General features: G+C 72.0%; 12 protein-coding genes, 1 tRNA gene, 1 other RNA gene and 1 CRISPR repeat array. Of the genes, 6 read left to right on the top strand and 8 right to left on the bottom strand.

All coding sequences use genetic code 11. The features are described from left to right. Window positions 1-2: 2 nt before the first annotated feature. Window positions 3-1,580, top strand: coding sequence for a type 1 periplasmic-binding domain-containing protein (locus tag HFV08_RS06520; RefSeq protein WP_168536750.1), 1,578 nt, complete (start codon window positions 3-5; stop codon window positions 1,578-1,580). A gap of 2,092 nt (window positions 1,581-3,672) precedes the next feature. Here HFV08_RS06520 and cas2e read toward each other — a convergent pair. From cas2e to HFV08_RS06480, 8 genes are all read right to left on the bottom strand, one after another. Continuing rightward, window positions 3,673-4,047, bottom strand: a complete 375-nt coding sequence (cas2e, locus tag HFV08_RS06515; RefSeq protein ID WP_168536748.1) for a type I-E CRISPR-associated endoribonuclease Cas2e — start codon at window positions 4,045-4,047, stop codon at window positions 3,673-3,675. After that, window positions 4,044-5,009 carry a type I-E CRISPR-associated endonuclease Cas1e gene (gene cas1e, locus HFV08_RS06510; RefSeq protein WP_168536746.1) on the bottom strand — a complete coding sequence of 322 codons (966 nt, stop codon included), beginning with the start codon at window positions 5,007-5,009 and terminating at the stop codon, window positions 4,044-4,046. The genes cas2e and cas1e overlap by 4 nt, the downstream gene beginning before the upstream one ends. A gap of 10 nt (window positions 5,010-5,019) precedes the next feature. Then, window positions 5,020-5,784 carry a type I-E CRISPR-associated protein Cas6/Cse3/CasE gene (gene cas6e / locus HFV08_RS06505; RefSeq protein ID WP_168536744.1) on the bottom strand — a complete coding sequence of 255 codons (765 nt, stop codon included), beginning with the start codon at window positions 5,782-5,784 and terminating at the stop codon, window positions 5,020-5,022. Between the two features lie 9 nt (window positions 5,785-5,793). Further along, window positions 5,794-6,549 (bottom strand): type I-E CRISPR-associated protein Cas5/CasD, encoded by a 756-nt coding sequence (gene cas5e / locus HFV08_RS06500; RefSeq protein WP_168536742.1) that lies wholly within the window; start codon window positions 6,547-6,549, stop codon window positions 5,794-5,796. Continuing rightward, window positions 6,546-7,739 (bottom strand): type I-E CRISPR-associated protein Cas7/Cse4/CasC, encoded by a 1,194-nt coding sequence (gene cas7e, locus HFV08_RS06495; RefSeq protein WP_168536741.1) that lies wholly within the window; start codon window positions 7,737-7,739, stop codon window positions 6,546-6,548. Before cas7e ends, cas5e begins: the two co-directional genes overlap by 4 nt. Before the next feature lie 117 nt (window positions 7,740-7,856). Then, on the bottom strand, window positions 7,857-8,798 hold the full coding sequence (casB, locus tag HFV08_RS06490) for a type I-E CRISPR-associated protein Cse2/CasB (RefSeq protein ID WP_168536740.1): 942 nt from the start codon (window positions 8,796-8,798) through the stop codon (window positions 7,857-7,859). Between the two features lie 54 nt (window positions 8,799-8,852). Next, on the bottom strand, window positions 8,853-13,652 hold the full coding sequence (casA, locus tag HFV08_RS06485) for a type I-E CRISPR-associated protein Cse1/CasA (RefSeq protein ID WP_168536739.1): 4,800 nt from the start codon (window positions 13,650-13,652) through the stop codon (window positions 8,853-8,855). A gap of 724 nt (window positions 13,653-14,376) precedes the next feature. Next, a CRISPR array of direct repeats spans window positions 14,377-14,955; the repeat unit is 29 nt; unit sequence GGGACCACCCCCGCATGCGCGGGGACCAC. 452 nt (window positions 14,956-15,407) lie between these two features. After that, a tRNA-Ser gene (locus tag HFV08_RS06480) sits at window positions 15,408-15,495 on the bottom strand. A 71-nt stretch (window positions 15,496-15,566) separates the two neighbouring features. On the opposite strand from HFV08_RS06480, the gene ffs reads away from it, so the two are divergent. The 5 genes from ffs to HFV08_RS06455 all read left to right on the top strand — a co-directional run bounded on the left by ffs (window position 15,567) and on the right by HFV08_RS06455 (window position 25,076). Beyond that, an RNA gene (ffs, locus tag HFV08_RS06475) (signal recognition particle sRNA small type) lies at window positions 15,567-15,663 on the top strand. A 74-nt stretch (window positions 15,664-15,737) separates the two neighbouring features. Then, a complete protein-coding gene (locus HFV08_RS06470; protein WP_168536738.1) occupies window positions 15,738-18,476 on the top strand; it encodes a DNA polymerase III subunit gamma and tau in 2,739 nt (912 codons plus the stop codon). Between the two features lie 364 nt (window positions 18,477-18,840). After that, a complete protein-coding gene (gene purD / locus HFV08_RS06465; protein WP_168536737.1) occupies window positions 18,841-20,094 on the top strand; it encodes a phosphoribosylamine--glycine ligase in 1,254 nt (417 codons plus the stop codon). 580 nt (window positions 20,095-20,674) lie between these two features. Continuing rightward, window positions 20,675-22,915, top strand: a complete 2,241-nt coding sequence (locus tag HFV08_RS06460; protein WP_210429933.1) for a hypothetical protein — start codon at window positions 20,675-20,677, stop codon at window positions 22,913-22,915. Between the two features lie 409 nt (window positions 22,916-23,324). Continuing rightward, window positions 23,325-25,076, top strand: a complete 1,752-nt coding sequence (locus HFV08_RS06455) for a N,N-dimethylformamidase beta subunit family domain-containing protein (protein ID WP_246341554.1) — start codon at window positions 23,325-23,327, stop codon at window positions 25,074-25,076. Window positions 25,077-25,312 lie beyond the last annotated feature (236 nt).

The following is a 25,312-nucleotide window of genomic DNA, read 5'->3' as shown; positions in this document are numbered from 1 at the left end:
CAATGCCCAGATGGAAGAAGATCCTCTACTCGGTGCTGCTCGTCGCGGTCCTCGCGGCAGCCTCCTGGACGGCCTGGACCGTCTTCCGCAAGCCGGAGATGTGCGCCGACGGCGTGGAGAAGAAGGGCGGCGAGTGCATCGGCGTCAGCGCCGGCGGCTACGACTTCGGCTCCCCGGAGATCGCCGAGGTGTCCCGGGCCATCGCCAGGGAGAACGCGCGGATCGCCGACGAACCGCATGTCACGGTGGCGATGATGCTGCCGCTCCAGTCCGGCTCCGAGGCGCTGCGCCGACAGATGCGCAGCGACCTCCAGGGCGCGTACTTGGGCCAGTTGGAGGCCAACCGGGGCGAGGGGGAGCCCCCGAGGATCCGGCTGGTGCTCGCCAACCCCGGGCGCAACTACGGGCAGTGGGCCGCGGTCTCCGACACCCTGGTGCGCATGGCCGGCTCCGCCGAGGACCGGCTGCGCGCCGTCACCGGCTTCAACCTCACGCTCGACAACACCGAGAAGGCCGTCGAACGCCTCACGGAACACCGGGTCCCGGTGCTCGCCGCCCGGATCAGCGGGGACCAGATCGCCAACAGGGACAGGGGCGAGGAGCGCTTCCCCGGCCTCGCCCGGATCATCCCCACCAATCACGACGCCGCCCAGGCGCTCGCCGACTTCAACGAGAAGGGCCGCCGGGACAGCAGGACGGTACTGGTCTACGACAAGCGCGTCGACGCCTACACCGAATCCCTTGCCGAGGCCTTCGGCGACATCGAGGAGGTCGGCCCCTCGGGCCCCGCCGCGATGCCCTTCGAGTCCCCCGCCATCGACGAGGCGGGCTCGACGGGCAACCAGTTCGCCCAGGTCGCCAACAACATCTGCGACTCCGAGGCCGACACCGTCTACTTCGCCGGCCGCTCCATGCACTTGCGCATCTTCGCCCTCAAACTCGCCGAGGTGGGCTGCAAGGGCCGCCACTACACCGTCATCAGCGGCTCCGACGCCGCCTCCCTCCAACTCTCCATGACCCCCGGCAACTGGGAGCAGTTGCGCGGCGAGGACGGCAGGCCGAAGGTCAGCGTCCAGTACGCCGCCCCCGGGCACCCGGCCGCCTGGGAGCAGGAGCTGAAGCGCTGGCGGCGCGAGCACGGCACCGCCGAGCCGCCCGAGTACCTCACCCAGCCCAAGGCCGCCCTGGACACCCTGAACAAGTGGATCGCCGACACCGGGGAGACCTGGAAGACCCCGGCGGCGGCCCCGCGCCTGGAGGACTCCCGCGCGATGCTCTCCTACGACGGCCTCGTCACCGTCGGCAAGGCCGTGCACCAGGCCATGGGCGACGGCACGAGGATCCCCTCCCGCGAGGACGTCGGCAACCAGTGGGTCCTCCTCCAGTCCCAGCACCGCGTCCCCGGCACCAGCGGCCTCATCTGCCTCACCAGCGGCGGCAACGCCTACGACAAACCCGCCGCCGTGGTCGAACTCGACCCCGGCGGAAAGGGCCGCGGCAAACTCCGCTTCATCGGCCTCGGCTGGCCCACGGGCAGCCCTCAACCCAAGAACTGCGTGATTCCCAGCGGGCAGGGGTGACGGGGCCCGTCCTGGGCGGGGCTGCACGCGGGCTCGCGCCCCCGGGGGAGTGGCTGACTCTCCGCGCCGCCGGGGAGGTGCTGGCTCTCCGCGCCGCCGGACACCTCCGTGAGTCGCCGCAGCGCCCTCGCCCGGGGCCGGACCGAACTGCCCTGCTGACGACCTCTCGGCGACCGTACCCGCCGCGACGCACCCCTCACGCCCACGAGAACCAGCGGCAGCGTCCGCCACACACGCCGAGGGGCCCCACCGCAAGCGGTGGGGCCCCTCGACATCGTGCCCGGTGAGGCACTGGCGGAGGATACGAGATTCGAACTCGTGAGGGGGTGCCCCCAACACGCTTTCCAACTGTTCGTCTTGGGGCTCGGGTGGGTTCGTCATCGTCCTGGCCTGCGATCCAATGGTTATTGATCACGCGTGTGGACCCACTTGAACGACCGCGAATGCAACCCGAACTGCAACCCGCGATTCATCTGGGCGCGGCGACAGCCGTGCGAGGCTACGTCGCGTCGGCTGTCACGTAAGCCACTGATCGGGTCGGGGCGGGGATCATCTCCGTGCTCTTCGGCGGGGAACCATCTCCGCGTGCGCGGGGACCACGTCGGGGGCTGAAGGCCAGTCCTTCGGGGATTACCCCGCATGCGCGGGGACCACCGCGGACGTCACGACGCCCGTACGGTCGACCAGGGACCATCCCCGCATGCGCGGGGACCCCACCATCCCACTCGGCGCCCTGGAGTTCGTCCCGGGACCACCCCCGCATGCGCGGGGACCACTTGGGCCGGGCCTCCCAGACCAGGCTGGACCCCGGACCACCCCCGCATGCGCGGGGACCACCGGGCCACCGCACCAGAGGAGTCGCCCATGCCGGGACCACCCCCGCATGCGCGGGGACCACGCGTCGCCGACGTCGAAGGGGTCCGCCGTCCCGGGACCACCCCCGCATGCGCGGGGACCACCGGAGGCACGAACAGCAGCCGGGGCACCGGCGGGGACCACCCCCGCATGCGCGGGGACCACCTCCAGAGCTTGCAGCCGCTCGCGGGGGCTCAGGGACCACCCCCGCATGCGCGGGCACCACACCTGCGCGGTTGCGACGGACCTGTTCTCTGCGGGACCACCCTCGCATGCGCGGGGACCACCCGACGGGAGACCGGGTCAGCGGCCACACCTCGGGACAACCCCCGCATGCGCGGGGACCACGCCTGGAGGATCTGGCAGAGCAGCCCGCACCGGGGACCACCCCCGCATGCGCGGGGACCACACCCCGGCGCGCACCACGGCGCGGGCGGCCGGGGGAACACCCCCGCATGCGCGGGGACCACGGTGCCTTGCCCGGCCCGGTGCAGTCCGCAGTGGGAACACCCCCGCATGCGCGGGGATCACACCATGCTCCAACTCCTCGCCTCGGACCCCGCGGGAACACCCCCGCATGCGCGGGGATCACAGGGCGGTGACCGTGCGGACGTGCACGGGGTGCGGAACACCCCCGCATGCGCGGGGACCACCCAGAGCAGCATCTCGACCATGAGGGCCGTGCGGGAACACCCCCGCATGCGCGGGGACCACTCGTCCTGTGGAAGCGCAGCGACACCGACGACTGGAACACCCCCGCATGCGCGGGGACCACTCGAGGCGCCGTAGCTCGACCGACTGGGTCCAGGGAACACCCCCGCATGCGCGGGGACCACTCCCACACGGTCCACGCGAGACGGCCGTCCCGGGGAACACCCCCGCATGCGCGGGGACCACGTACTGCACGTCTCTGGCCCGCGCGCCGGAGAGGGACCACCCCCGCATGCGCGGGGACCACCACACCGAGGTGACGCCGGGGATGCTCGCGGTGGGGACCACCCCCGCATGCGCGGGGACCACGTGCGTCGACACGGTGCCCTCGCTCAGGCCGAGGGACCACCCCCGCATGCGCGGGGACCACCCACCACCCCGAGCACCCCGAGGAGACGTCGTGGGACCACCCCCGCATGCGCGGGGACCACAGGAGCTGACCTGCGGTGCTATCCCGCCAGGCAGTGGACTTTACCTGCTTTGCCAAACTCCGGTGTATGGGTCATAAGTGACATTCTTTGCCGTCTCATCCTCCGAACCGTCGTCGCTTCGCTGCCTTGCTCCACCCCTGCTTCGGCGGCTGCCCCGATGCCCCGGGCGCTCTCGCCACCCCTGGGGCGGCATTCGGTTGGCTGGGGCGGTGGAGGAGGGTGAGGCCCTCATGGTCGGTGGGGTGCCAGGCGTGGTCGTGGGTGCGGAAGGTGAAGCCTTGTTCGTTGTCGGTGGTGTGGGCGAGGAGGGCGCGGCCTTGGCCGGAGTATGTGCGTATCTCTTCCCAGAGGATGTCCCGGACCCGGGCGGAAGGGGAGCCGATGAAGACGCCGGCGGAGATCTCGAGCATCCAGCGGGTGAGGAAGCCGCGTAGTCCGGCAGGGCAGTTGGTCAGGACGATGACAGTCACCAGACAGGCTCGTCTCCGTAGTTGCGCCCGGAGGCCAGTAGTTGGCTGCTGTCGGTCTGGATGCCGACCCGATCCCTGTCTGGACCGCCGTCCGACGCTGTGCCGTCGGTCCCGGAGTTGTCGTAGCGCAGGAGTTTCTTGATGTCGTCGACGCAACGCTCCAGCAGACCGGTCTTGTTGATGCGGTCACGCAGCGCCCGCCGGGTGCGGGTCGGCACGTCCTCGTCACCGGCCGCGGCCGCGTCGAAGGCAGCCGGAATGGCGATCTCTGTCTTGTAGAGGTCGGCGATGTCGAGGACGAAGGATCGTTCGTGCCCTGAGTGCACGAAACCCAGTCCGGGGGAGCAGCCGAGGGCGGCCACCACGGCGTGAGCCACCCCGTACATGCACTGGGCGGCGGCCGTGACCCCCTGGTTGGGAGCGTCGCCGGCGGCGAAGTCGCCGTGATGGTAGTCCCGCCGGACCCAGCGGACTCCGGTGCGCTCGGATTCCTGCCGGTAGCACTGCTTGACCCGGCGTCCCTCCATCCGCAGCAGGTCGTCCCGGCTGCAGCCGGCGGTGTCCTCGCCGGGGAACCGCATGCGGTACATCTCCCGGGCCACCTGCACTCGGGTACGCCGGTTCGCCCACGCCGTCGCCTGCGCCTCCAGCAGACCGGACGAGCGGGTGAGCGCCCGGCCGCCGGCGTAGAAGCGTACGCCGTGCTCGCCGACCCAGCTCACGGCGGCGCCACTCTCCCCGAGCAGGGCCATCGCTTGGTGCGTGACGCGCGTGCCCGGGCCCAGCAGCAGGGCCCCGATGGTTGCCGACGGGATGTGGGTGACCCCGTCGGCGTCGGTGGCGGTGAGGGCGTTGTCGTCCCGGTGGACGGTGCAGCGCTCCAGGTAGAGGAATGCGGTGCGGTCGCCGACCCGGGTGAGTTCGCGAGGCGAGGAGAGGCTGCGTTTGCCGACAGTGCTCATGGACGGCTCCTCACTTCACCGGCGCGAGAGTCATCAGGCCGCATCCGTACGCCTTCGACTTGCCCATCCCGTGGGTGAGCGTACGGCGGAATGCCGTGAGGTCGGTGATGCGCAGCCGTCCGTCGAAGGTGGCCCGGGTGAAGCGCACGTCGGAGTCGGAGCCGCGTCGGCCCCTTGGCTGCTCCGTGCGCCGCGGGAACCGCACTGGCGTGCGGTCGTGGACGACCAGTTGATAGCGCCACTGCACCGGAGTCTCCCCGGTCTCCGCATCCGCCCCCGCACCGCTCTCGACGGCGGTCCCTTCCCTGGGAAGCACCTCGAACCCGGCCCGCTCCTGGTGCTTGAGCAGCCAGCCGACCTGGTGTCCGACGGTCACGTGGGCCGCCCGCTTGGTCGGGGCGCCCACTGGGTCCTGCTCGCGCCGGATGTGGTGCAGCGGGTTGGCGGTGAGCCGGAACGCCCACTCGCCGCCCACCGCGAGCGCGTCCAGGAAATCTCCGTAGGCGAACGTGGCCCACCCCTCCGCGCCCAGACTCGGCCAGCCCGCCTGCTCGGCCAGATGGGTGAGGTCGGGCCGGCCCGGACTGGAGATGAGTAGATCGACGCGGTTGGCCGGGGCCCGGTCCAGTCGCCACAGGATTCGGGGGCCGCCGCCGTCGCGGGCCGGAGGCTCCGGGAACGCCATGTCAACGGCACCGTGCAGGCGCTGGGGAGAGGCGAGCAGGGCACGGGCTCCGGAGCGGGCCGTATTGATGCGGAAGCGGGTCAGGTACATCGGCGGTTCCTAGAAGTCGTCCGTGGCGAGGGGCGGAGCAGACGAGTCGTGCCGCGCGGTCTGGGCCGGCCGCAGGTGGGCTGTCGGGTCGTGGAGAGGAGCCGAAGCCGGTACGTACCCGGTCCGTACGCCGCGCATCGCGTACCGGCGGTGGTGCGGGTCGTAGCTGAGAGGGGTGTCGCGGAGCTGGAAGTCGGGGGTGTCCTGCGGCGGACAGTCCAGCAGCATGTCCAGTTCCTCCGGCGGCTGGCCGTCCTCCGCCCGGCGGTTGCGTGGGCCCCTTCCTCCCTGCCACGGAGCCTTTTGGAGCGCGTCCTCCAACGGAAGGGTGCTGAGAGAGCCCTTGTCCTCCAGGAGCAGCGGATGCGACGGCGGGCATGAGCGGCGTCCCAGATACGGAAGGAACCGGGGCGCGTCGACGGCGGCGTACAGCCGCCTCATGAACGCGTCCTCGCCCTCGACTCCGGCGACGAAGACCGCGTCGGCGAGGTAGTACCGGTGGGACAGCGGCAGTACGCGTCCCGTGTCGCTGTTCTCCGCCTTGTGGAAGTCGCGGATGCGGGAGCCGGGCCGGTCGATGCGGACACCGAAACGTAGCGCGGCCAGGTCGGAGAGATCGGCTTCGCGCGGGCGGCCCTCCGCGGCGGCCAGCAGACCGAGCACTCCGCTCTTGGTCGGCGCGTTCTCCGTGCTGCGCTGCACGAACCGGGAGGAGGCCCCCCACGACTGGAGCGGCCCGGCGAGCCGCAGCAGCAGCGTAGTCATGCGCCGGACTCCAGCCGCTCGCGGACCGTCGAACCGACCTGCTCGAGCAGTGTCCTCAGTGTCAGTGCGCTGCCCAGGCCGGCCAGGCCTTTGGTCTCCTCGCCCACCCGGAACACCCAGGTGGGGTCGGAGTCGAGCCCATACGCCCGCTCCATCTCTGCTACGTGAGCCGCCAGTTGATCGCAGCTTCCGCGGAGGAAGCCGCCGCTTGCGCTCTTCGGCACCGGCGTCTCGAAAGCACCCACGAAGTTCAGCGGCCAGCGGTCGCGGAGTTTGACCACGACCACCGAAGGCAGGGTGTGGTGGGCGAAGGTGTTGATCTTCCCGGTCGGCAGGGAGGTGATGAACGCCTCCAGGAACGCCGTGAGCGCCTTCGCGGCGGGGGTGCTAGGCGGCTGCTCCGGGTCGAGCCCCGCACCGAGATTGCGATGGAGTTCGTCCACGTCGACGGCTGCGTACCGGTAGAGGGTCGCGGAGTTGAAGTCGACGGTCCCGATCATTCCGGCTCCGGAATCGGAATCGCCGCTCAAGTCGTCCACGGCCGTGTAGTAGTCCGACTCCAACTCGGACCGGTGCACGCTGAGCGCGTGGGCGACCTGTGCTGCGGCATCCACGTTGAGGCCGGCGGTGTCGGCCACCATTCGGCCGAAGAGGGCGATGTCCACCGAGTGCCGGGTGTCGACGGCGGCACGGGCCCTCGCCTTCTTCGTCTTGTCCTTCAGCTCCGCTTTCAGAGTCGCGGGATCGCCTCCGTCGCTCTCGGCGACTGCGATGTCGGCTAGCGCGTCCAACTGCCTTCGGCTGAGGAACATCAGGTACTTCGCCTCGGGGAGTGCGCCGCCACTGCCGTCATCCTTGGCCTTGCGCTTGGGCACATCCAGCGTCGAGCCGGTCGCGACCGACAGCACTTCTTCGGCCAGCTTCACCGCGTTGTCGGCGACGGTCGCATCCCGCTCCGTGATGCGCTCCACAAGCGCCTCCACTACCCGCTTCGTCCGCACACCGAGTTCCTCAGGCGGGAGCAACTGCTGGAACCGATTCCTGGTGGCCCGCTTCCACGCCTGGCTGGAGACCCGGGCCCTGCGTTCCCCGCCGTAGTAGGCGGACTTGGGGGTACCGGTGTCGTCTCGATTCATGTTGCTGGGCGGCACGTTCTGCAGGATGTGGATGTCAACGATGCTGCGTGTCACAGGAGTTCTGCTCTCGTATCGACGATTGGGCCGGAAGTGAAGGGCGTCGGAGGAGGGGGCGCGTGGGGCGGGAAGGGGAACGGCCGCGGGGTGGTGGCGAGCCGCCGGCATGACCGGTCAAGCGTCGAAGCCCCGCTCCTCCCCGTCCCCGGACTCGTCGTCCGGGTCGGCTGCCCGGACGCCCGCTGTCTCGGCCGTCTCCTCGGCGGCTCTGTCGTCCGGTCCCCAGTACCGGCGGTGCAGTTCGACGCCCCAGGCACGGGTGACGGAGTCGCGCGCGGTCGGGTTCTGCCACCGGAACAGCTGGTCGGCGAGGCGCACATAGTCGAGCGGGATACGGGCATCGCGCAGCATCAGCACTAGTTCGCGCAGTCGAGTCGCCACGACCGTGATGTCTGTGGACGCGCCGACCCGTACGTACCGCTTGCGGACGGTCTCGTTCAGCGCTCCGGCCTCCACGGGACGCGCGTCCCCGGGTTTCACATCGGCGGGCTTCGCTTCCGCGTCTCGGCGCACACCGCCAGCATCCTCCGCGTCGCTCTTGCCCTGTCCGTTCTCCGCGTCCTTCGTGCCGGTCGGGTTCCCAACTCCCGTCTCGCCGAGCGCCAGTCGCCGGACCGAGCGGCCGAAGGCCCACCCGGGCCGGTGCATGGGCTCGTCCCGTACCGACTGCTGGTGCAGCGCCCAGAGCGTCACCGCGAGGTGGACGGCGTTGTCTTCCCGCCGCTCCTGAGCCTCGCGTGCGGTATAGCCGCGCGAGGAGAGAAGAGCGGGGTCCACGCTGCCCGCCCCCCGTGCCTTCCGCAGGGCGTCTGCGCGTTCCAGACGGAGTGCGCCCAGGGTCTCCAGATGCCCCAGACCCCAGGCCGTGGGCGACTCGTGCGCCTGTCTTCCGGCCTCGCGGCGCAGCCGGGCCACGTCGGCGACTGCCCAGCCGACATCCTGCCGGTACCCGCCCTGCAGCTCAGGGAGGAACCGGGCGACGGCCAGCCCAGGCAGCGGCCGGAGATGCCCGCTTCGGCCGGGTACGTGCGGTGAATCATCGGTCACTGGTGCCATCGGTAGCTCTCCACAGAATCGGAGTCCCGGACGCGGCGGTTCGGGGAGGTGGTGTCAGTAGTTGCCGACCGGCGGCTGTGCCGTCTCGGCGGCCTCATTGTCCGGACGTGGCACCGTGCCGAGGACCTTCGCCAGTCGGCCGCGGAACCAGAGATCTGCCCGCCCGGCGTCCAGCAGGGTGGCGCCGCGCCCGGGAAGGTCGACCATCCGTCCTTCGACTGCGGACCGGCCTGCCGAGCGGATCTCCTGCCGGGCCAGTTGCTCCACCTGATGTCGGACGGTCTCCCGCCACTGTCGCAGGGCATCCAGCAGGTCTGGCTGCTGGCCCAGTTCACGCAGCCACTTGCGGTACGGGCCGTCCAGCGCGCCGAACGCCCGGTCCCGGACGGTGTCCATCGCAACGTCGGTGTGCTCCCCGCCGGCCGCGCGCACAAGGTTGGCAGCCAACTGAGCCAGCGCCCCTACCGCCTGGTCGGCGTCGCTGACGGCGTCGACCGCCGCGGCCCCGTAGACCTCGTTCCCGGCGTGGAGAGTGATCACCGGCAGAACCACGGCGTCGTCGACGATCTCATCGACGACCGACTGCTGTGTGCCGTACTCGACTCCCACAGTCCTCAGCCGTATCAGCTTCGACAGTGGCAGGAGTTCCTCGTCGGCCAGTTCCGTGGCTAGCAGCCGCAGCCACTTGGTGATCCGCGGCCGGAGCCGCTGGGCACCCTCGCCCGGCTTTCCGGTCACCTCCTCGCCGGCCCGCAGATGCAGCAGCGACTCCAGCCCGCGCCAGGCTGCCCTGCGTGGCTGGTGCCGCAGTGCGGTGTAGTACGGCACCCGCTTGCGCTTCTTCTCTTGGACCCCGCTGCGCCGCCAGGCGGTCATCGGCTCCAGCACCCAGGGCGACTCCTGCGTCGGCGGGTCGCCGTACCCCAGGACGACCCCGGTTACCGAGTCGCCGTCGGCCACCAGCCGGATACGGCGGCTCTGCCAGGTGTACAGGTCCCGCAAACCGGCGGGCTCCGGCCCGCCCTCCCTCGCCCCGCGCGGACCGGACCCGTACGGCTTGTCGCGGCGCCAGACGGGGCGGTCCATCGGGATGCGCTGCTCGAATCCGGAGCCGCCGTACGCTTCCTCGAACGGTACGAGGTTGAGCAGCATCGTCTCCCGCAGTGTCTCTCCCTCCGCGAAGATGCCGCCGAGCATCCCGAGTGAACCCACGCCCAACGGGTAGACCTTGCCCGCCTTGGCCCGGGTGTCCTGCCGCATGGCGGGCTTGATGCCCGACACGTCGAACGCGTGCGCGTGCACCAGCCAGCGGGCGGCCTCCGCGAACGGGATGCGCTCGACTCCCGGTCGGCGCATGGAGAACAGCGCCCCGCCGGAGGACGCGTCGGTCACGATCCGGCTCAGCGGTGCCACTTCGTCCTTCGCCGTCTTCAGGTCGGCTGTCTGGAAGAACGGCCTTTTGTCATCCAGGAGTTCGAAGCGTTCCGCCATCTCGTCGAGGTAGGCGCACGTGACCTGGCTGAAGGTGTCGTCCGTGTCCGGTTCCCAGAGCTCCAGCCAGGCGTCGAGGTCCACGGGCCCCTGATGGGCGTCGTACAGCACAGCCAGGGCGAGCCGCAGCAGAGCGATCTCCTGCGTCGGCACATCACCCACGATCCGACGGAACTCGCCCGCTCGGGCGAAGAGTTCGCGCAGCGATACCTCCTCCACCGTGCCGTCGGAGAGCCGCTGCACGGGCAGCCAGGCGTCCCGCACCAGGTTGCACGCGGGCGGCCGTGTCGGGGTGGGACTCACCGCGTCCACCCGCTTCGCTCCGAGGCTGTGGCTGTCACCCCGGACCCCTGCCCGTCCCTCCCCCTGCCCGATGTCAAGGGCGTCCCCTTCCGCGCGGACCTTCCCGTCCCGACCCTCCAGCGCGACACCATCCCGCTCGGCCCCCTTGCTGTCGTCCGCTGCTTTCTCCGACGCCTCCAGCTCCGCGCCGGGCACGGCGAAGCTGAGCCCATCCTGCGTGCTGTAGCTCAACTCGTAGCCTGACAGACGGGTCTGACAACGCTCGTCCAGAACGAGAATCAGCTGGCCCGCCAGCCACGGGCATTCCTTCACCTGCCAGGCGGGGACGAGGAAGCGTTCCAACTCGGCGATGGTGCTGTCGATGATCTCCAGGTGACTGAAGGCTCCAGGCAGCGTCAGCGCGCTCGCGGCGACCGCTTCCGCCGCCCGTCTGGTCGGAGGTGAGTCGACGGGAAGGTCCAGTCCGCCCCGCCTGTCGCCCAGCCATGGCACCGTGGTGATCCTGCCGTTGTCCCACCGCTGCACGACCAGTACTTCGAGGGTTTCGTCGGAGTCCCGTACCTGAGCCCGCCCGGAGATACTGTCGTCCGCGTCTCCGGCGTGCGCCTCCAGCCAGCCGTACAGCGGCCGGCCGGGACGGCCCACATGGCCGAGCAGGAAAGCGTCCGCCCGGCGCTGTTTTGCGTCGATCAGTGCGGCGTGGCGCTCTCGCGCCCGCTCTGTCGCGTCCGCCCATTCCTCGGGGCCGATCTTCCCGTCGCCGTAGGCGCGTTGCACCAGTGTGCTGATGTCGTCGGGCAGCCGCACCGGTGCTCCGCGCAGATGCGGTGCGAGTGCCGCCGACGCCCGCAGCAGTGTCCAGTCGCCCCGGTACACCGCCCGTGATCCCTTCACCGGCAGCGGCGGCGAGGCTGTCCAGTCCACCACGCCGGTGATCAGGCACTTCGGCGTGGCAAGCCGGGCCGGCCGGCCGGGCGCGGGATGCCGGTGCAGCCGCCCCATCCGCTGCAGCACGAGGTCGACGGGCGCCAGATCCGTCACGAGCAGGTCGAAACTGACGTCGAGCGACTGCTCCACCACCTGGCTGGCGACGACCACATGGCGAGCGGGCCGGTCGCCTCCCGGCCCGTACCGTTCCACCAGCCGGACATCGTTCGCTGCCCGGTCCGCCGCCAGGAACCGCGAATGCGCCACCGTCACCTGCCCGTTGCCGAAGCGCTCGCGCAGCACCCGCGCCGCCTCCAGCACCCGGGTCACCGTGTTCCGCACGACGAGCGCGCATCCCCCGTCGGCCAGTTCTGTCTCCAGCCGGTCCGCCAAGAGCTCGACGTCGTCGTCCAGCGGCTCCACCGAGACCGCCGCCTGCCGCCCGGACGCTGCCGCAGGGTGCGCGGTGATCGCCTCCCGTCCCGGCGACACGGCGGTCAGCAGCGGATACGCGTCCGCCGCCGTCTCCACTCCGCGCGCCGCCTCCGTCCCGGCGTAGGCGGCGGCGAGTTCCTGCCGGCGGGCAGCGGGCAGCGTCGCCGAAAGCAGGACGACCGGCACCCGATAGGCGGCCAACCACTCCAGCGTCCTGTCGAGGTACCGGTTCATGTACGCGTCGTACGCGTGGACCTCGTCGATCACTACGACCTTGCCGGCGACCGCGAGATGCCGCAGCGCGAGATGCCGGCTCTTCAGACCCGCGAACAGCACCTGGTCAATGGTCCCGACGGCGAACGACGCCAGCAGCTGCTTCTTGCGCCCGCGAAGCCACTGGTGCGCGTGCAACCCGGACGGCTGCCAGCGGTTCCGCCCGCCCCCGTACGCGTCACCGTCCGGGTCGACCGCTGAGATCGCCCGATCCTCCTCCCGCAGCAGCCCGGCCCAGTCACTCTGCAGGGCGGCCTTGGCGTGAGCGAGCACGACGGACCAGTTTCCGGCGCCGCCCTCCGCCGGAAGCGCGTCCAGCCAGGCACGCAGCCGCTTGAACATCGCGTCCGAGGTGGCCCGGGTCGGCAGGGCCAGCAGCAGCCCACCGGCACCGGACCGCGCGGCCAGCACCTCCGCCGCCGCCAGCGCCGCCTCGGTCTTCCCCTCACCCATCGGCGCCTCGACTATCAGCAGGCCGCCCGGCGCCATCTCCCGTGCCAGACGGACTGCTTCGGCCTGCACCGGGCGGAGTGACGCTCCGGCGAGCTGGGGAGAGCGCGCTGCGAACAACTCCTCGACGGAGCCCGCGGGCTCCGTCGGCTGCCACGGAGCCGTCAGTTCCAGCCCTTCCCAAGCAGCCTGCAGCCGGCGGGATTCACCTCCCACCAGCCAGGATTCGGGCGCGTAGGGAAACAGTTCCGGGGCGCTGGCTATCCAGTCGGCGAGGATGACCACTGCCGTCAGCAGCACCTGGGCGGGTTGCGACAGCCGAACGCTCTCCAGCTGCGTCAACACCTCACGGGCACGGCACAGTTCGGCACTCCAGTCCAGCAACTCGAACTGGGTCCGCCGCCATACTTCTTCGCTCGTACCCGTGTGCCGCAACAGGTGCGGGCGGAGCCTCACGTCGTGGATCTGCCCGCTCTCGGGCGGCGCTCCGTGGTGGCCGCCGGCAACTACAGCGAACTGTCCCGAAACCCTGGCCGTGAGCCCGTAACGCTCCCGCAGCCACTCCTGTATGAGCAACTGCCCCGCCAGCCCGTGCGGCGCCAGTCGCCGTGCCGATCCGTACTCCTTTGCGGTCAGCATGTCCAACCCGCGGTCACGCATCCGTCCGGCCAACTCCTCGACCTGGCAAGCGAATGCGGGCGTACATTTCCCTATGTCATGAGAGGTGGCCATAAAACGGACAAGCTTTACCACCTCTTCTTCAGTCCCCGGCAGGTCCTCCCGTACCACTCTCTTCGCTGACTCCGGAAGCCAGTGCTCCCACAGCAACCCAGCTACGGCCCCGCTGTCGGCCAAATGTCGCCAGAGTGGTAGCCAACTTCCGCTCTTATGCTCATATTTGGCCCAAACCGATCGGGCCGCACCGGACAGTGGCCTTCCCGGCGTCGGGGCTTGGTCCTCCGAACCCACTGCCATGTCCTGTGTTCCTTCTGAGGCGTTTGCGTAGACCTTCGTGCTGATGACCGGGGCGGAATCGTCGACCGCCCGCCCCGGTGTCGATCAGCGTCCGATCCAGAACGAGAGGCCGACGCCTCCGGCGATCAGTAGTGCCCAGGCGGCGGGTTGGCCTGGAGAGCCACTAATCATCGCGCAAACGAGCAGCCAGTGGCGTTCGTCGTGGGTCGATGCGGCTAAGAGAGGCATCGGTACACTCCTTGTGCTTCTGATTCTGGACAGAGTCGGAGACGAAGAGCGGACTTGAGCGCGAGTGTGTCTGGCCGACTGTCGCGCCAAGTCCGCCTTTTTCGGGCGGAGGTTGAGTCCGTCGCCCTGCCGCCGTCTCAGCGGCAGGGCGATACCGTAGCGCATATCCAGAGGCCGTTTTGTCAGTTGCCTTGGGGGAGGTAAAAATCGCCAGCCTCAGTTCATGAATTTTTCCCTTCGGGGATCGCAAGGAGCTCAGGCAGGGCGCCGAACACCCCCGCATGCGCGGGGAACACCAAGCAGTTTGAACAACGCCACCCTCAGGGGTCACCCCCGCCTGCGCGGGGAGCGCGGTCGGCGTTGCCGCATCGTCTCACGGCGATACCAGCATGCACGCGCGGAGACCACGAGCAGGCGGGCAGTAGACAGACTCGCGGAAGTGACCCCTGCATGCGCGGGGACCACGAGTCCGGGTCCACGGGGCCGGGGGCGTTCTCGGGACCACCCCCGCATGCGCGGGGACCACATCGAGGTGAGCACCCCGAAGGCGAGCGCGGGGGGACCACCCCCGCATGCGCGGGGACCACACCAGCCGGGCGTTGGCCCGGGCGAACCCCAGGGGACCACCCCCGCATGCGCGGGGACCACCCGCGCGGCCAACAGCGGCCGGTCCTCGGCCAGGGACCACCCCCGCATGCGCGGGGACCACGCGACTCGGGGGCCGCCGGGGAGGACGTCCAGGGGACCACCCCCGCATGCGCGGGGACCACAATCGCAGATGTGCGCGCAGTACCAGGTGAGCGGGACCACCCCCGCATGCGCGGGGACCACTCCACTGCCTCCTGTCCAGAGGACGAGAGCCAGGGACCACCCCCGCATGCGCGGGGACCACTGCCAGGCCTGGTCCGAGTCGCAGAACTGCCCGGGACCACCCCCGCATGCGCGGGGACCACCGCCTCGGCCGCTCCCTGAAAAACCTCATCGAGGGACCACCCCCGCATGCGCGGGGACCACCCGGACTCGAACCGGTACGCCCCCGTGGGGCAGGGACCACCCCCGCATGCGCGGGGACCACAGGAGTTGACCTGCGGTGTTACCTCGCCGGGTGGCGAATTTTACTTGCTTTGCGGAACTCCGGCCCATCGGTCGTGGGTTGCATTGTCCGCGCTCGGTGCGACATCTCAACTCCCAGTCTCATGAACCGTGATGGCGGCGCCTGCCGGATTCGTGCTCGGCCTGAAGCCTGTGACTGCCGGCTGCTGACCGCAGGCGCGTGCTCCGCGGTGCAGGTCAGAGATTCTCACCGTGTGACGAGGGTGACGTCCGCCCGCGCGGACGGTTCGCTCTGCCGCGCCCGAGCCCCGTAGGCCGTATCGATGAGGCAGGCTCACCGCGTCGATCGTCTGTTGCCGCCGAGGTCATGCCCGGCGGCGGTGTCGAAGCGCCAGGACGACGCGAGCTGAATGCAATGTCGAGGGGCCCCACCGCACGCGGTGGGGCCCCTCGACATCGTGCCCGGTGAGGCACTGGCGGAGGATACGAGATTCGAACTCGTGAGGGGTTGCCCCCAACACGCTTTCCAAGCGTGCGCCCTAGGCCTCTAGGCGAATCCTCCGCCGGGAACATTACATGAAGCGCGGGAGTGCTCGCGAACTCGTTCCCGGTCGGCTGATCGGGTACCCTGGGCGCAGCCCCTCACGTGGCGCTATCTGACTGAACTCCCCCAGGGCCGGAAGGCAGCAAGGGTAGGTCGGCTCTGGCGGGTGCGTGGGGGGCCCTTTGTGTCTCCGGGGCCGTGAGCGGGGGCCGGGGCAGGGGCGGGGCCGGTTGTCGGTGGGCGCCTATAACCTCGTAGATGTGTCGTCTCTCGCGCTGTACCGCCGTTATCGCCCGGAGTCGTTCGCCGAGGTCATCGGGCAGGAGCATGTCACCGACCCGTTGCAGCAGGCGCTGCGGAACAACCGGGTCAATCACGCGTACCTGTTCAGTGGTCCGCGCGGCTGCGGCAAGACGACCAGTGCGCGCATCCTGGCCCGCTGCCTGAACTGCGAGCAGGGGCCCACCCCGACGCCCTGCGGGGAGTGCCAGTCCTGCCGCGATCTGGCGCGGACGGGGCCGGGGTCCATCGACGTCATCGAGATCGACGCCGCCTCGCACGGTGGTGTGGACGACGCCCGTGAGCTGCGGGAGAAGGCCTTCTTCGGGCCCGCCTCCAGCCGGTACAAGATCTACATCATCGACGAGGCGCACATGGTCACCTCGGCGGGCTTCAACGCCCTGCTGAAGGTGGTCGAGGAGCCGCCGGAGCACCTCAAGTTCATCTTCGCGACGACCGAGCCCGAGAAGGTCATCGGGACGATCCGTTCGCGTACCCACCACTATCCCTTCCGGCTCGTGCCGCCCGGCACCCTGCGCGAGTACCTCGGCGAGGTCTGCGGGCGGGAGCAGATCCCGGTCGAGGACGGTGTGCTGCCGCTGGTGGTGCGGGCGGGCGCCGGTTCCGTACGGGACTCGATGTCCGTCATGGACCAGTTGCTCGCGGGAGCGGCCGCGGACGGTGTGACGTACGCCATGGCCACCGCGCTGCTCGGTTATACGGACGGCACCCTGCTCGACTCCGTGGTGGAGGCCTTCGCCGCGGGGGACGGGGCCGCCGCCTTCGAGGTCGTGGACCAGGTCATCGAGGGGGGCAACGACCCCCGCCGTTTCGTCGCCGACCTGCTGGAGCGGCTGCGCGACCTGGTGATCCTCGCGGCCGTGCCGGACGCCGCGGAGAAGGGGCTCATCGACGCCCCCGCCGATGTCCTGGAGCGCATGCAGGCGCAGGCCGGGGTCTTCGGCGCCGCCGAGCTGAGCCGCGCCGCCGACCTGGTCAACGAGGGCCTCACGGAGATGCGCGGCGCCACCGCGCCCCGCCTCCAGCTGGAGCTGATCTGCGCCCGCGTCCTGCTGCCCGCCGCCTACGACGACCAGCGCGCCCTCCTCGCCCGCCTGGACCGCCTGGAGCGCGGCGGCGGTGTGCACTTCGTACCGGGGAGCCAGGGGCCGCCGATGGCCTACGCGCCCGGGCCCGGCGCCCATCCGCCGATGCAGGCGGGGCCCGGCCCGGCGCAGGGCGCTCCTGGACCGGCGGCCGGTGGCGCGGTGCCTCCGGGCGGCGGTCCCGCGGCGGCTCGTGCGGCGGTACGGGGCGGGGTTCCGGAGGGGGGCGACGGCGGCTCGGGTAATGGTCCGGGGGCCGGTCCGGGTCCCGGCGCTGGTGCTGGTCACGGTCCCGGGCAGGCGGCTGAGGGGCGTCCCTCCGGCGGTCACCCGGCGGGCGAAGGCGCGGCGGCCGCACCCGGCGCGACAACCGATGCCGCCTCGGCACCGGCAGCTGCTTCTCCTCCTTCCTCCTCTTCTCCGCCCTCTCCGCCTTCTCCTTCGGGCGCATCGGCGCCCTCGGCCGGGGCACCGCCCGCCGAAGGTACGGACTCGGGTACGCGCGCCCCGGGCGCCTGGCCAGGAGCCGCCGGAGCCGCCGGATCGGCCGGCGCCCAGGGCGCACCCGCTGGTGCTGGCGGTGGTGGCGAGCGCCGTCCCGGTGGCTGGCCGACCGCGGCCACGGCGGGTGGGGGCCAGATCCCCGGCAGGTCAGCCGGGCCGTCCGCCGCGCCCCCGGCCCCGGGTGCCGGCACGCCCTCCGCGTCGAACGCCCAGTCCAGCCCACCCCAGTCCGTACCGAGCGGCCCATCCGCCCCCTCGCAGTACGCCCCGGCAGAACCGGCCCCCGCCCACTCCGCACCCGGCGGTGGAGGCGGACTCGACCCCCGGGTGCTGTGGCCGAACATCCTGGAGGCCGTCAAGAACCGGCGGCGGTTCACCTGGATCCTGCTCAGCCAGAATGCGCAGGTCGCCGGGTTCGACGGCACCACGCTCCAGATCGGCTTCGTCAACGCCGGGGCCCGGGACAACTTCGCCAGCAGTGGCAGCGAGGAAGTGCTGCGGCAGGCGCTCGTGGAGCAGTTCAACGTCCCGTGGAAGGTCGAGGCCATCGTCGACCCCTCGGGCGGCAGCGCTCCGCCCCCCGCGGCCGGCGGCTTCGGCGGCGGTCCCACCGGGGGCGGCGCACCCGGCGGAGGCATGTCCGGCGGCGGTCCCGGGGGCGGCTTCGGCGGCGGGGCGCCCGGTGGCGGTCCCGGCGGCCAACGGCCCGGCACCTCGTACTCCGACTCCTCTCCGTCCGCTGCCTCCTCCCCCTCCCCTTCCTCTTCCTCTTCTCCGCACTCCTCTTCTTCCTCCTCGTACTCCTCGTCCGCTTCCGCCCACTCCTCCGGCTCGTCCGGGGCCTCTGCCGCCCAGGCCCAAGGCGGCGGCGGGTACTCGTCGGCGGGTTCGTCCGGCGGGCACGCGGGGGCGGCCCACTCCTCCGGGGCGGCGGGGCAGGCGGCGAACGCCTCGGCCTCCGGGCACCCGGGATCGTCGTATGTGGCCCCCGAGGACGACATGCCCGCCGAGGACGACGCGGACCTGGACGCCACCGCGGCGCTCTCCGGGCACGACCTGATCGTCCGCGAACTCGGCGCCACCGTCCTGGAGGAGATCCCGCACGAGTGATCCGGCACGAGTGGTCTCGCATGAGTGATCCCGCCCGCACGAGTGATCCCACGCGGGTGACCGCCCGCACCGGGCCGGACGGCTGGCGACGTGGCGACGTAAGCGGCGTGAGCGACGACGTGGCGACGCGAGCGATACACGCGCCTCACCCCGTGCCGCCCGCGAGACTCCGCACACCGGGCCGCTGCCCACCCCCGGGCCACTGCCCGCCCCGGGCCTCCGCTCACACCGCTCCACTGCCTGACCGCGTCAGCGCGATTGCGGTTGTCCACAGCCGAGCTGTCCGAACATACGAATGTGACCGGTCGGCCCGTTCGGTGGCCCGTCCAAAGGGTGTGGACCGGTGGCGGATAGGCTGGCCCGTGTGAAGGTCCTTGTCATCGGCGGCGGTGCCCGCGAACACGCCCTGTGCCGTTCCCTGTCCCTCGACCCCGACGTCAGCGCACTGCACTGCGCGCCCGGCAACGCCGGTATCGCCGAGCTGGCCGAGCTGCACACCGTGGACGCGAGCGACGGCGACGCCGTGGCCGTGCTCGCGCGGCAGCTCGGGGCGGGGCTGGTCGTGGTCGGCCCCGAGGCACCCCTGGTCGAGGGCGTCGCGGACGCGGTACGGGAGGCGGGCATCCCCTGCTTCGGCCCGTCCCGCGAGGCCGCGCGACTGGAGGGTTCCAAGGCCTTCGCCAAGGACGTGATGGCGGCCGCCGGGGTGCCCACCGCCCGCAGCTACGTCTGCACCACCGCCGCGGAGATCGACGCGGCGCTGGACGCCTTCGGGCCCCCGTACGTGGTGAAGGACGACGGTCTGGCGGCGGGCAAGGGCGTCGTGGTGACCGGTGACCTGGACCTGGCGCGGGAGCACGCGCTGGCCTGCGGGCGGGTGGTGATCGAGGATTACCTGGACGGGCCCGAGGTCTCGCTCTTCGCGGTCACCGACGGCGAGACCGTGGTGCCGCTCCAGCCCGCGCAGGACTTCAAGCGCGCGCTCGACGGCGACCAGGGGCCCAACACCGGTGGTATGGGCGCCTATTCGCCGCTGCCCTGGGCCGACCCGAAGCTGGTGGACGAGGTCCTCGCCACGGTCCTCCAGCCCACCGTCGACGAACTGCGCCGCCGCGGCACGCCCTTCTCCGGTCTGCTCTACGCCGGGCTCGCGATCACCTCGCGGGGCGTGCGGGTCATCGAGTTCAACGCCCGGTTCGGGGACCCGGAGACCCAGGTGGTCCTGGCCCGTCTGAAGACCCCCCTCGCGGGGCTGCTGCTCGCCTCCGCCGAGGGCACCCTCGCCGACGCCGAGCCGCTGCGCTGGAGCGAGGACGCGGCGGTGACGGTGGTCGTCGCCTCCCACAACTACCCCGGTACGCCTCGCACCGGCGACCGGATCGAGGGCCTGGACGAGGTCACCGCCGAGGACGCCCCGCACGCCTACGTCCTGCACGCGGGCACCCGGCTCGCCGAGGGCGCCGTCGTCAGCGCGGGCGGGCGGGTCCTGTCGGTCACGGCCACCGGTGCCGACCTCGGCGAGGCGCGGGAACGGGCCTACGCCGCCGTGGGCCGCCTCCGCCTCGACGGTTCCCAGCACCGCACCGACATCGCGGCGAGGGCGGCCGGCCAGGTCTGAGACCGGCGCTGCGGACCCGGCCCGCCGCTCCCTGTCGTTCCCGGCCCGCTCTCCGTTCGCCACGGCGCGCTCGCTCCCGGGTCCGGCGCACGTTTCCGGCTCCGGCGCGCTCGCTTCCGCGTCCGGTGCGGCCTCTTGCGGTCCGGGTGCGCCTCTTCCGGGTCCGGTGCGCTCGCCTTCGTGACCGTCGCTCAGCCCCGGCCACCGGAGGTAAAGAGCCTTCCCGGCGGTAAAGGGCCTTCTCGGCGCTGAAGGGCCTTCCTGGTGGTGAGAGGCCCCCAGTCGACCGGTCCCGTTCGCCGCGTCGGCCCTATACGCCCCCGCGATCCCCGAGGCCTCACCTTTACCCAAAGCCATTCCATCGAGTGAGCCCCCCGCTCAACCCGCTGACGGGTGCGGGGGGCCCAACTATGGTGCGGCGCAGGCTTTCCGGCACTTGGCCCACCGGCATTGCGATGTCAGTGGCGGCTGTCACAGTGGGGGAGTGAGCACAGTCAGGGACATTCGCGCGCAAAAGGCCGCCCCCGTGGGCGGCGTGCGGAGCTCCCGTCACGGGCGACGGTAGGGGGTGGCAGCGGGCATGGCCGCTATGGGTCTGGAAGCAGGGGCGTACGTGGCGCGGTCGCGCGCGCTGGCCGTGCTGCGGATGCGCGGTCGCGCGCTGGCCGCGGCCCTGCTGCCCGCCGCCTGCGCCGTGGTCCTCTTCGTGGCGGAGGGCACCGGACGGCTCGGCGCCGGGGTCTGGGACACCGTGCGCTGGGTGGTGACCGCGGTCGCCGCCCTCACGCTGCTCGGCGCCCTCGCCGTGGGGCTGGTCGTGGCGCGGGCGCGCCCGGCGGTGAGCCCCACGGTGCCGGTGCCGGAGCGGTCGGCGCCGGATCTGTACCGGCTGGTGCGCGATCTCGCCGACCGCCTCGGCGTCCCGGCACCCTCGGCGATAGCGCTGACCCCGGACTGCGACAGCTGGCTGGAGGACCGTACGCATCGGGCGTACCGGGCGGTGGACGGCGAGGGACCGGCCGCGGACGGATTCCGTACGGGATCCGGGTCCTCCGGCGGTTCCGGGTTCCGGGCGGCCGACGGGCCGGGAGCCGGTGCCGAGCGGGGTGTGCCGCCCGCGCCCGTGCTGGTGATCGGCTCGCCCTTCCTGTGGTGGATGCGGGTGGCCGAGCTGCGGGCGGTGCTCGCGCCGGTGGTCGCCGGGACCGAGCCCTCCGCGCACCCGGACATAGCGGCGGCCCGGCGGTTCGTCCGCGGCCTGGACGCGGCCGTGGCCGTGAGCGCCTCCCCCCGCCGCGGACCGGTGGCGCGGGCCGCGCTGGCCGGGGTCGGCTGGGTGGCCCGGCTGCTGCTGCGGAGCTGCCGGGTGCACGCGGCCGAGATGGAGCGCGGCGCCGCGGCCGCCGCGGCCGAGCGTGCACAGGCTGTGGACTACGGGCTGCGGATCTCCGCGCAGGAGCAGGTGGGCCTGGCCTACGCGGGCTGGGACCGGCTGCTCACCAAGGTGGCGCTGCCCGCCTGGCGGATGGGGCGCTGGCCCGCCCGGCTGGACGCCGGGGTGGTCTCCGCGCTCACCGAACTCTCCCGCCGCGACCGCCTCGCGGACGGTTTCGCCTCCCGCCTCGGCGAGCGCCCGGCCTGCGATCTCCTGGAGGAACCGGGCTCGATGGACGAGGCCGCCTCGCTGCTCGCCGCCCGCCTCTTCCACGGCGGCCCGGCCGAACCGGGCCCGGACTGGGCGCCGGTGGACTGGCAGCACTACCCGGAGGAGGTCGTCGACCGGAAGTGGCGTGCCGACGCCGCCCGCCTGCACAAGGTCCTCGACCGCCTCTCCGGCCCGCCGGGACTCCCCGGCCCGGCGGCCACCGTGCCGGGCACGGCTGCCGGCTCGCTCTCCGGCGGCGCGGGCCATGGCGCGGGGGTCGCCCCGGTCCCGCCGACCGCCGCCGCCTCCGTACCCGAAGGCCCCACGCTGGCAAGGGTGATGGCCCATCTCCAGCTGACGGATCCGACCGAGCCGCCCTCGCCGTCCCGCCCGCCTCAGCCGCCTCAGCCGCCTCACTACTCACCTGGGTCACCTGAGCTGCCCCAACCACCTGAGCTGTCTCAGTCGCTCGACCCGAGCGAGCGACAGACCCCGAGCGAGCGACCGGTCCCGAGCGAGCCGTCCGGACCGAGCGAGCCGTCCGGACCGAGCGAGCCGTCCGGACCGAGCGAGCCGCCCGGACCGAGCGAGCCCCCTGACTCGATCGAGCGGCTCGACCCGAGCGAGCCCGCTGACCCGAGCGAACCACCCGCCCCGTACGAGGAAAGGGACCCCGACCTCGCCCCCGATCCCGCCCTCGATCCCGGCCTCGACCTCGACCTCGGCCCTGACCTCGATCCCGACCCCGACCCCGTACTCGGCGAGCGGACCTCGTTGCTTGCGGCCGGGCTGAGTGCCGAGTTGGCGCGGGAGGAGGCCGCTTCGCCCGGGCCGCGGGCGTTCGGTGCCGGGGCCGAGGGGGGTGTGGCCGGGGCGGACACCGCCTGGTGGGGCGACGGGATACTGCCGCTGTTCCCGCTCCAGCAGCCGCGTACGGCAAGGGAGTTGCTGACCGACCATGTGAAGGCGATGGTGTGCTGCGCGGCGGTCGACACGGCCGGGGCGGCGCCCGGGCTCGACTGGCTGGACGGTCCCTCGCTGCTCGTGGGCGGTGAACGGGACGCGGAGGTCGGGCAGTTGGTGCTGCGGCTCGTCGAGTACGGGGATTCCGGGCCCCTCAAGGCCTGGCTGGCGGACCGTGGCGTACGTGCCGACAAGCCGGTCCGTCTGGTCTGAGCGGAATATCCCGCGGCGGCCGGCGTGCGGGGGCAGGCGCCCGCGAACTCGCGGGCGCACCACCTGCGACCTCGGGTGCGGCGGTGGAGTGCGCAGGCGCCCGCGGGCGCGCGGGGCGCACGCTCCCGCGCGTTGATGTGGTTCTCCTCACGCCTATTCGCGACGAAAGGTGACGAGGCCGGTGCGTCATGTGATGTGCTGGGACCGGTCCTGACACGAGTCGTGGCCGGGAGGTCGCTCAGCGCGACGCCCCGTGCCCTCCGGCGGGCAGGGCCCGGGAGGCAGCCCTCGCAGGCAACACCCCACAGCCCCCGGCGAGTTCAGATAAGCCCACTTCTCACATGTCCACGACGTCCGGCACCACCCGCACCACCCCGCACCACCACGCAAGGCGAGGGAGGGGACCACGATGAGAGCGCAGCAGCAACCGGCCGGGCAACCGCCGAAGAACACCATTCCCCCCGCACACCCCACGCCCCCCACACAGCCCACGGCCGCCCCGGCGACCGCGACCACCGCGAAGCCGGCGACCACCGGGACCACAGCGAAGCCCGCGACCACCGGGACCACCGCGACCACCGCGAAGCCCGCGACCCCCGCGACCACCACGAAGACCCCGAGCGACGCCACCGCCGAGCCCCCACCCGGCACCGCCCCCACCACCTCCACCACCGGCGACGCGGCCCCGCCGCTGATCCGGCGCTGGGAGTCCGGGGCGCTGGCGCACGCGGTCAGCGACCCCTTCGGGCAGGGGCCGCTGCCCTGGCTGCGCGGCAGCGAGCACTACTTCGACGACACCGGTCAGGTGGTCCCCTGGTACGTGGACCACGCCCCCGCGCCCGGTGCCCGCCGGGTCCCCGCGCCGCGTCCCAGCGGGCCCCGGATGGCGGACGATGTGCACCGGCAGATCAAGGGGTTCACCGCGACCGGCGCGGTGGCGCCGGGCGAGGCGATCGACTTCCACATCACGGTCGACCCGCCGCAGCAGTTCAGCGTGGACATCTACCGGATCGGCCACTACCAGGGCGACGGCGCCGCGCACATCACCACCAGCCCTCGGCTCTCCGGCATCAAGCAGCAGCCGCCGCTCACCGCGGACCGGTCGGTCTCCTGCCACCACTGGTGGCTCTCCTGGCGCCTCCAGGTGCCGAGTTACTGGAACGTGGGCGCGTATGTCGCCGTGCTCACCACGGTGGACGGCTTCCGTTCGCACGTCCCCTTCACCGTCCGCGACGAGCGCCGCGCGGACCTGCTCCTGCTGCTCCCGGACGTCACCTGGCAGGCGTACAACCTCTTCCCCGAGGACGGCCGCACCGGTGCCAGCCTCTACCACGCCTGGGACGAGCAGGGGCGGCTGCTCGGCGAGCGGGAGGCGGCGACCACCGTCTCCTTCGACCGGCCGTACGCGGGCGCCGGGCTGCCCCTGCACGTCGGCCACGCCTACGACTTCATCCGCTGGGCGGAGCGGTACGGCTACGACCTCGCCTACGCCGACACCCGCGATCTGCACGCCGGACGCGTGGACCCGGCGCGGTACCGCGGCCTGGTCTTCCCGGGGCACGACGAATACTGGTCGGTGCCGATGCGCCGGACCACCGAACGCGCCCGCGAGCACGGCACCTCGCTGGTCTTCCTCTCCGCCAACTCCATGTACTGGCAGGTCGAGTTGGGCCCCTCGCCGTCCGGGGTGCCGGACCGGCTGATGCGCTGCCGCAAGCGGCGCGGCCCGGGCCGCCCGGCACTCTGGCGCGAGATCGACCGGCCGGAGCAGGAGCTGATGGGCATCCAGTACGCGGGCCGGGTGCCCGAGCCCAGCCCGCTGGTGGTGCGCAACGCCGACCACTGGCTGTGGGAGGCGACCGGGGCGCACGAGGGCGAGGGCATCGAGGGCCTGGTCGCGGGGGAGGCCGACCGCTACTTCCCGCGCACCCCGCTGCCCGAGCACGAGGGCCGGGTGCTGCTCGCCCACTCCCCGTACGAGGACGCCGAGGGCACCCGCCGCCACCAGGAGACCTCGCTGTACCGGGCGCCCTCGGGTGCCCTGGTCTTCGCCTCCGGCACCTTCGCCTGGTCACCCGCCCTGGACCGCCCGGGTCATGTCGACCCCCGCGTCCAGCGCGCCACCGCCAACCTCCTCGACCGCATCTGCAAGCACGACTGAGGGGCAGGTACGACTGAACCGCGAGCCCGACCGGACCGCGCGCCCGACCGGACCGCGAGCCCGACCGAACCGCGAGCCCCACCGAACCGCGAGCCAGACCGGACCGCGAACCCGACCGGCCGTCGGCCCGGCGGCGAGGATCCGGAACCCGGAAAGCGGGGCCCGCCGGCGGCCCCCTCACCAGGTCACCCGCGCCATGAGCGAGAATCGGAGGGTATGTACGGAGCCCCGCGTGT

The organism is Streptomyces physcomitrii (assembly GCF_012273655.1).
Taxonomy (GTDB): Bacteria; Actinomycetota; Actinomycetes; order Streptomycetales; family Streptomycetaceae; genus Streptomyces; species Streptomyces physcomitrii.
Note: the sequence above shows the minus strand (reverse complement) of the source record. Positions and strands in the feature narration are given on the sequence as shown.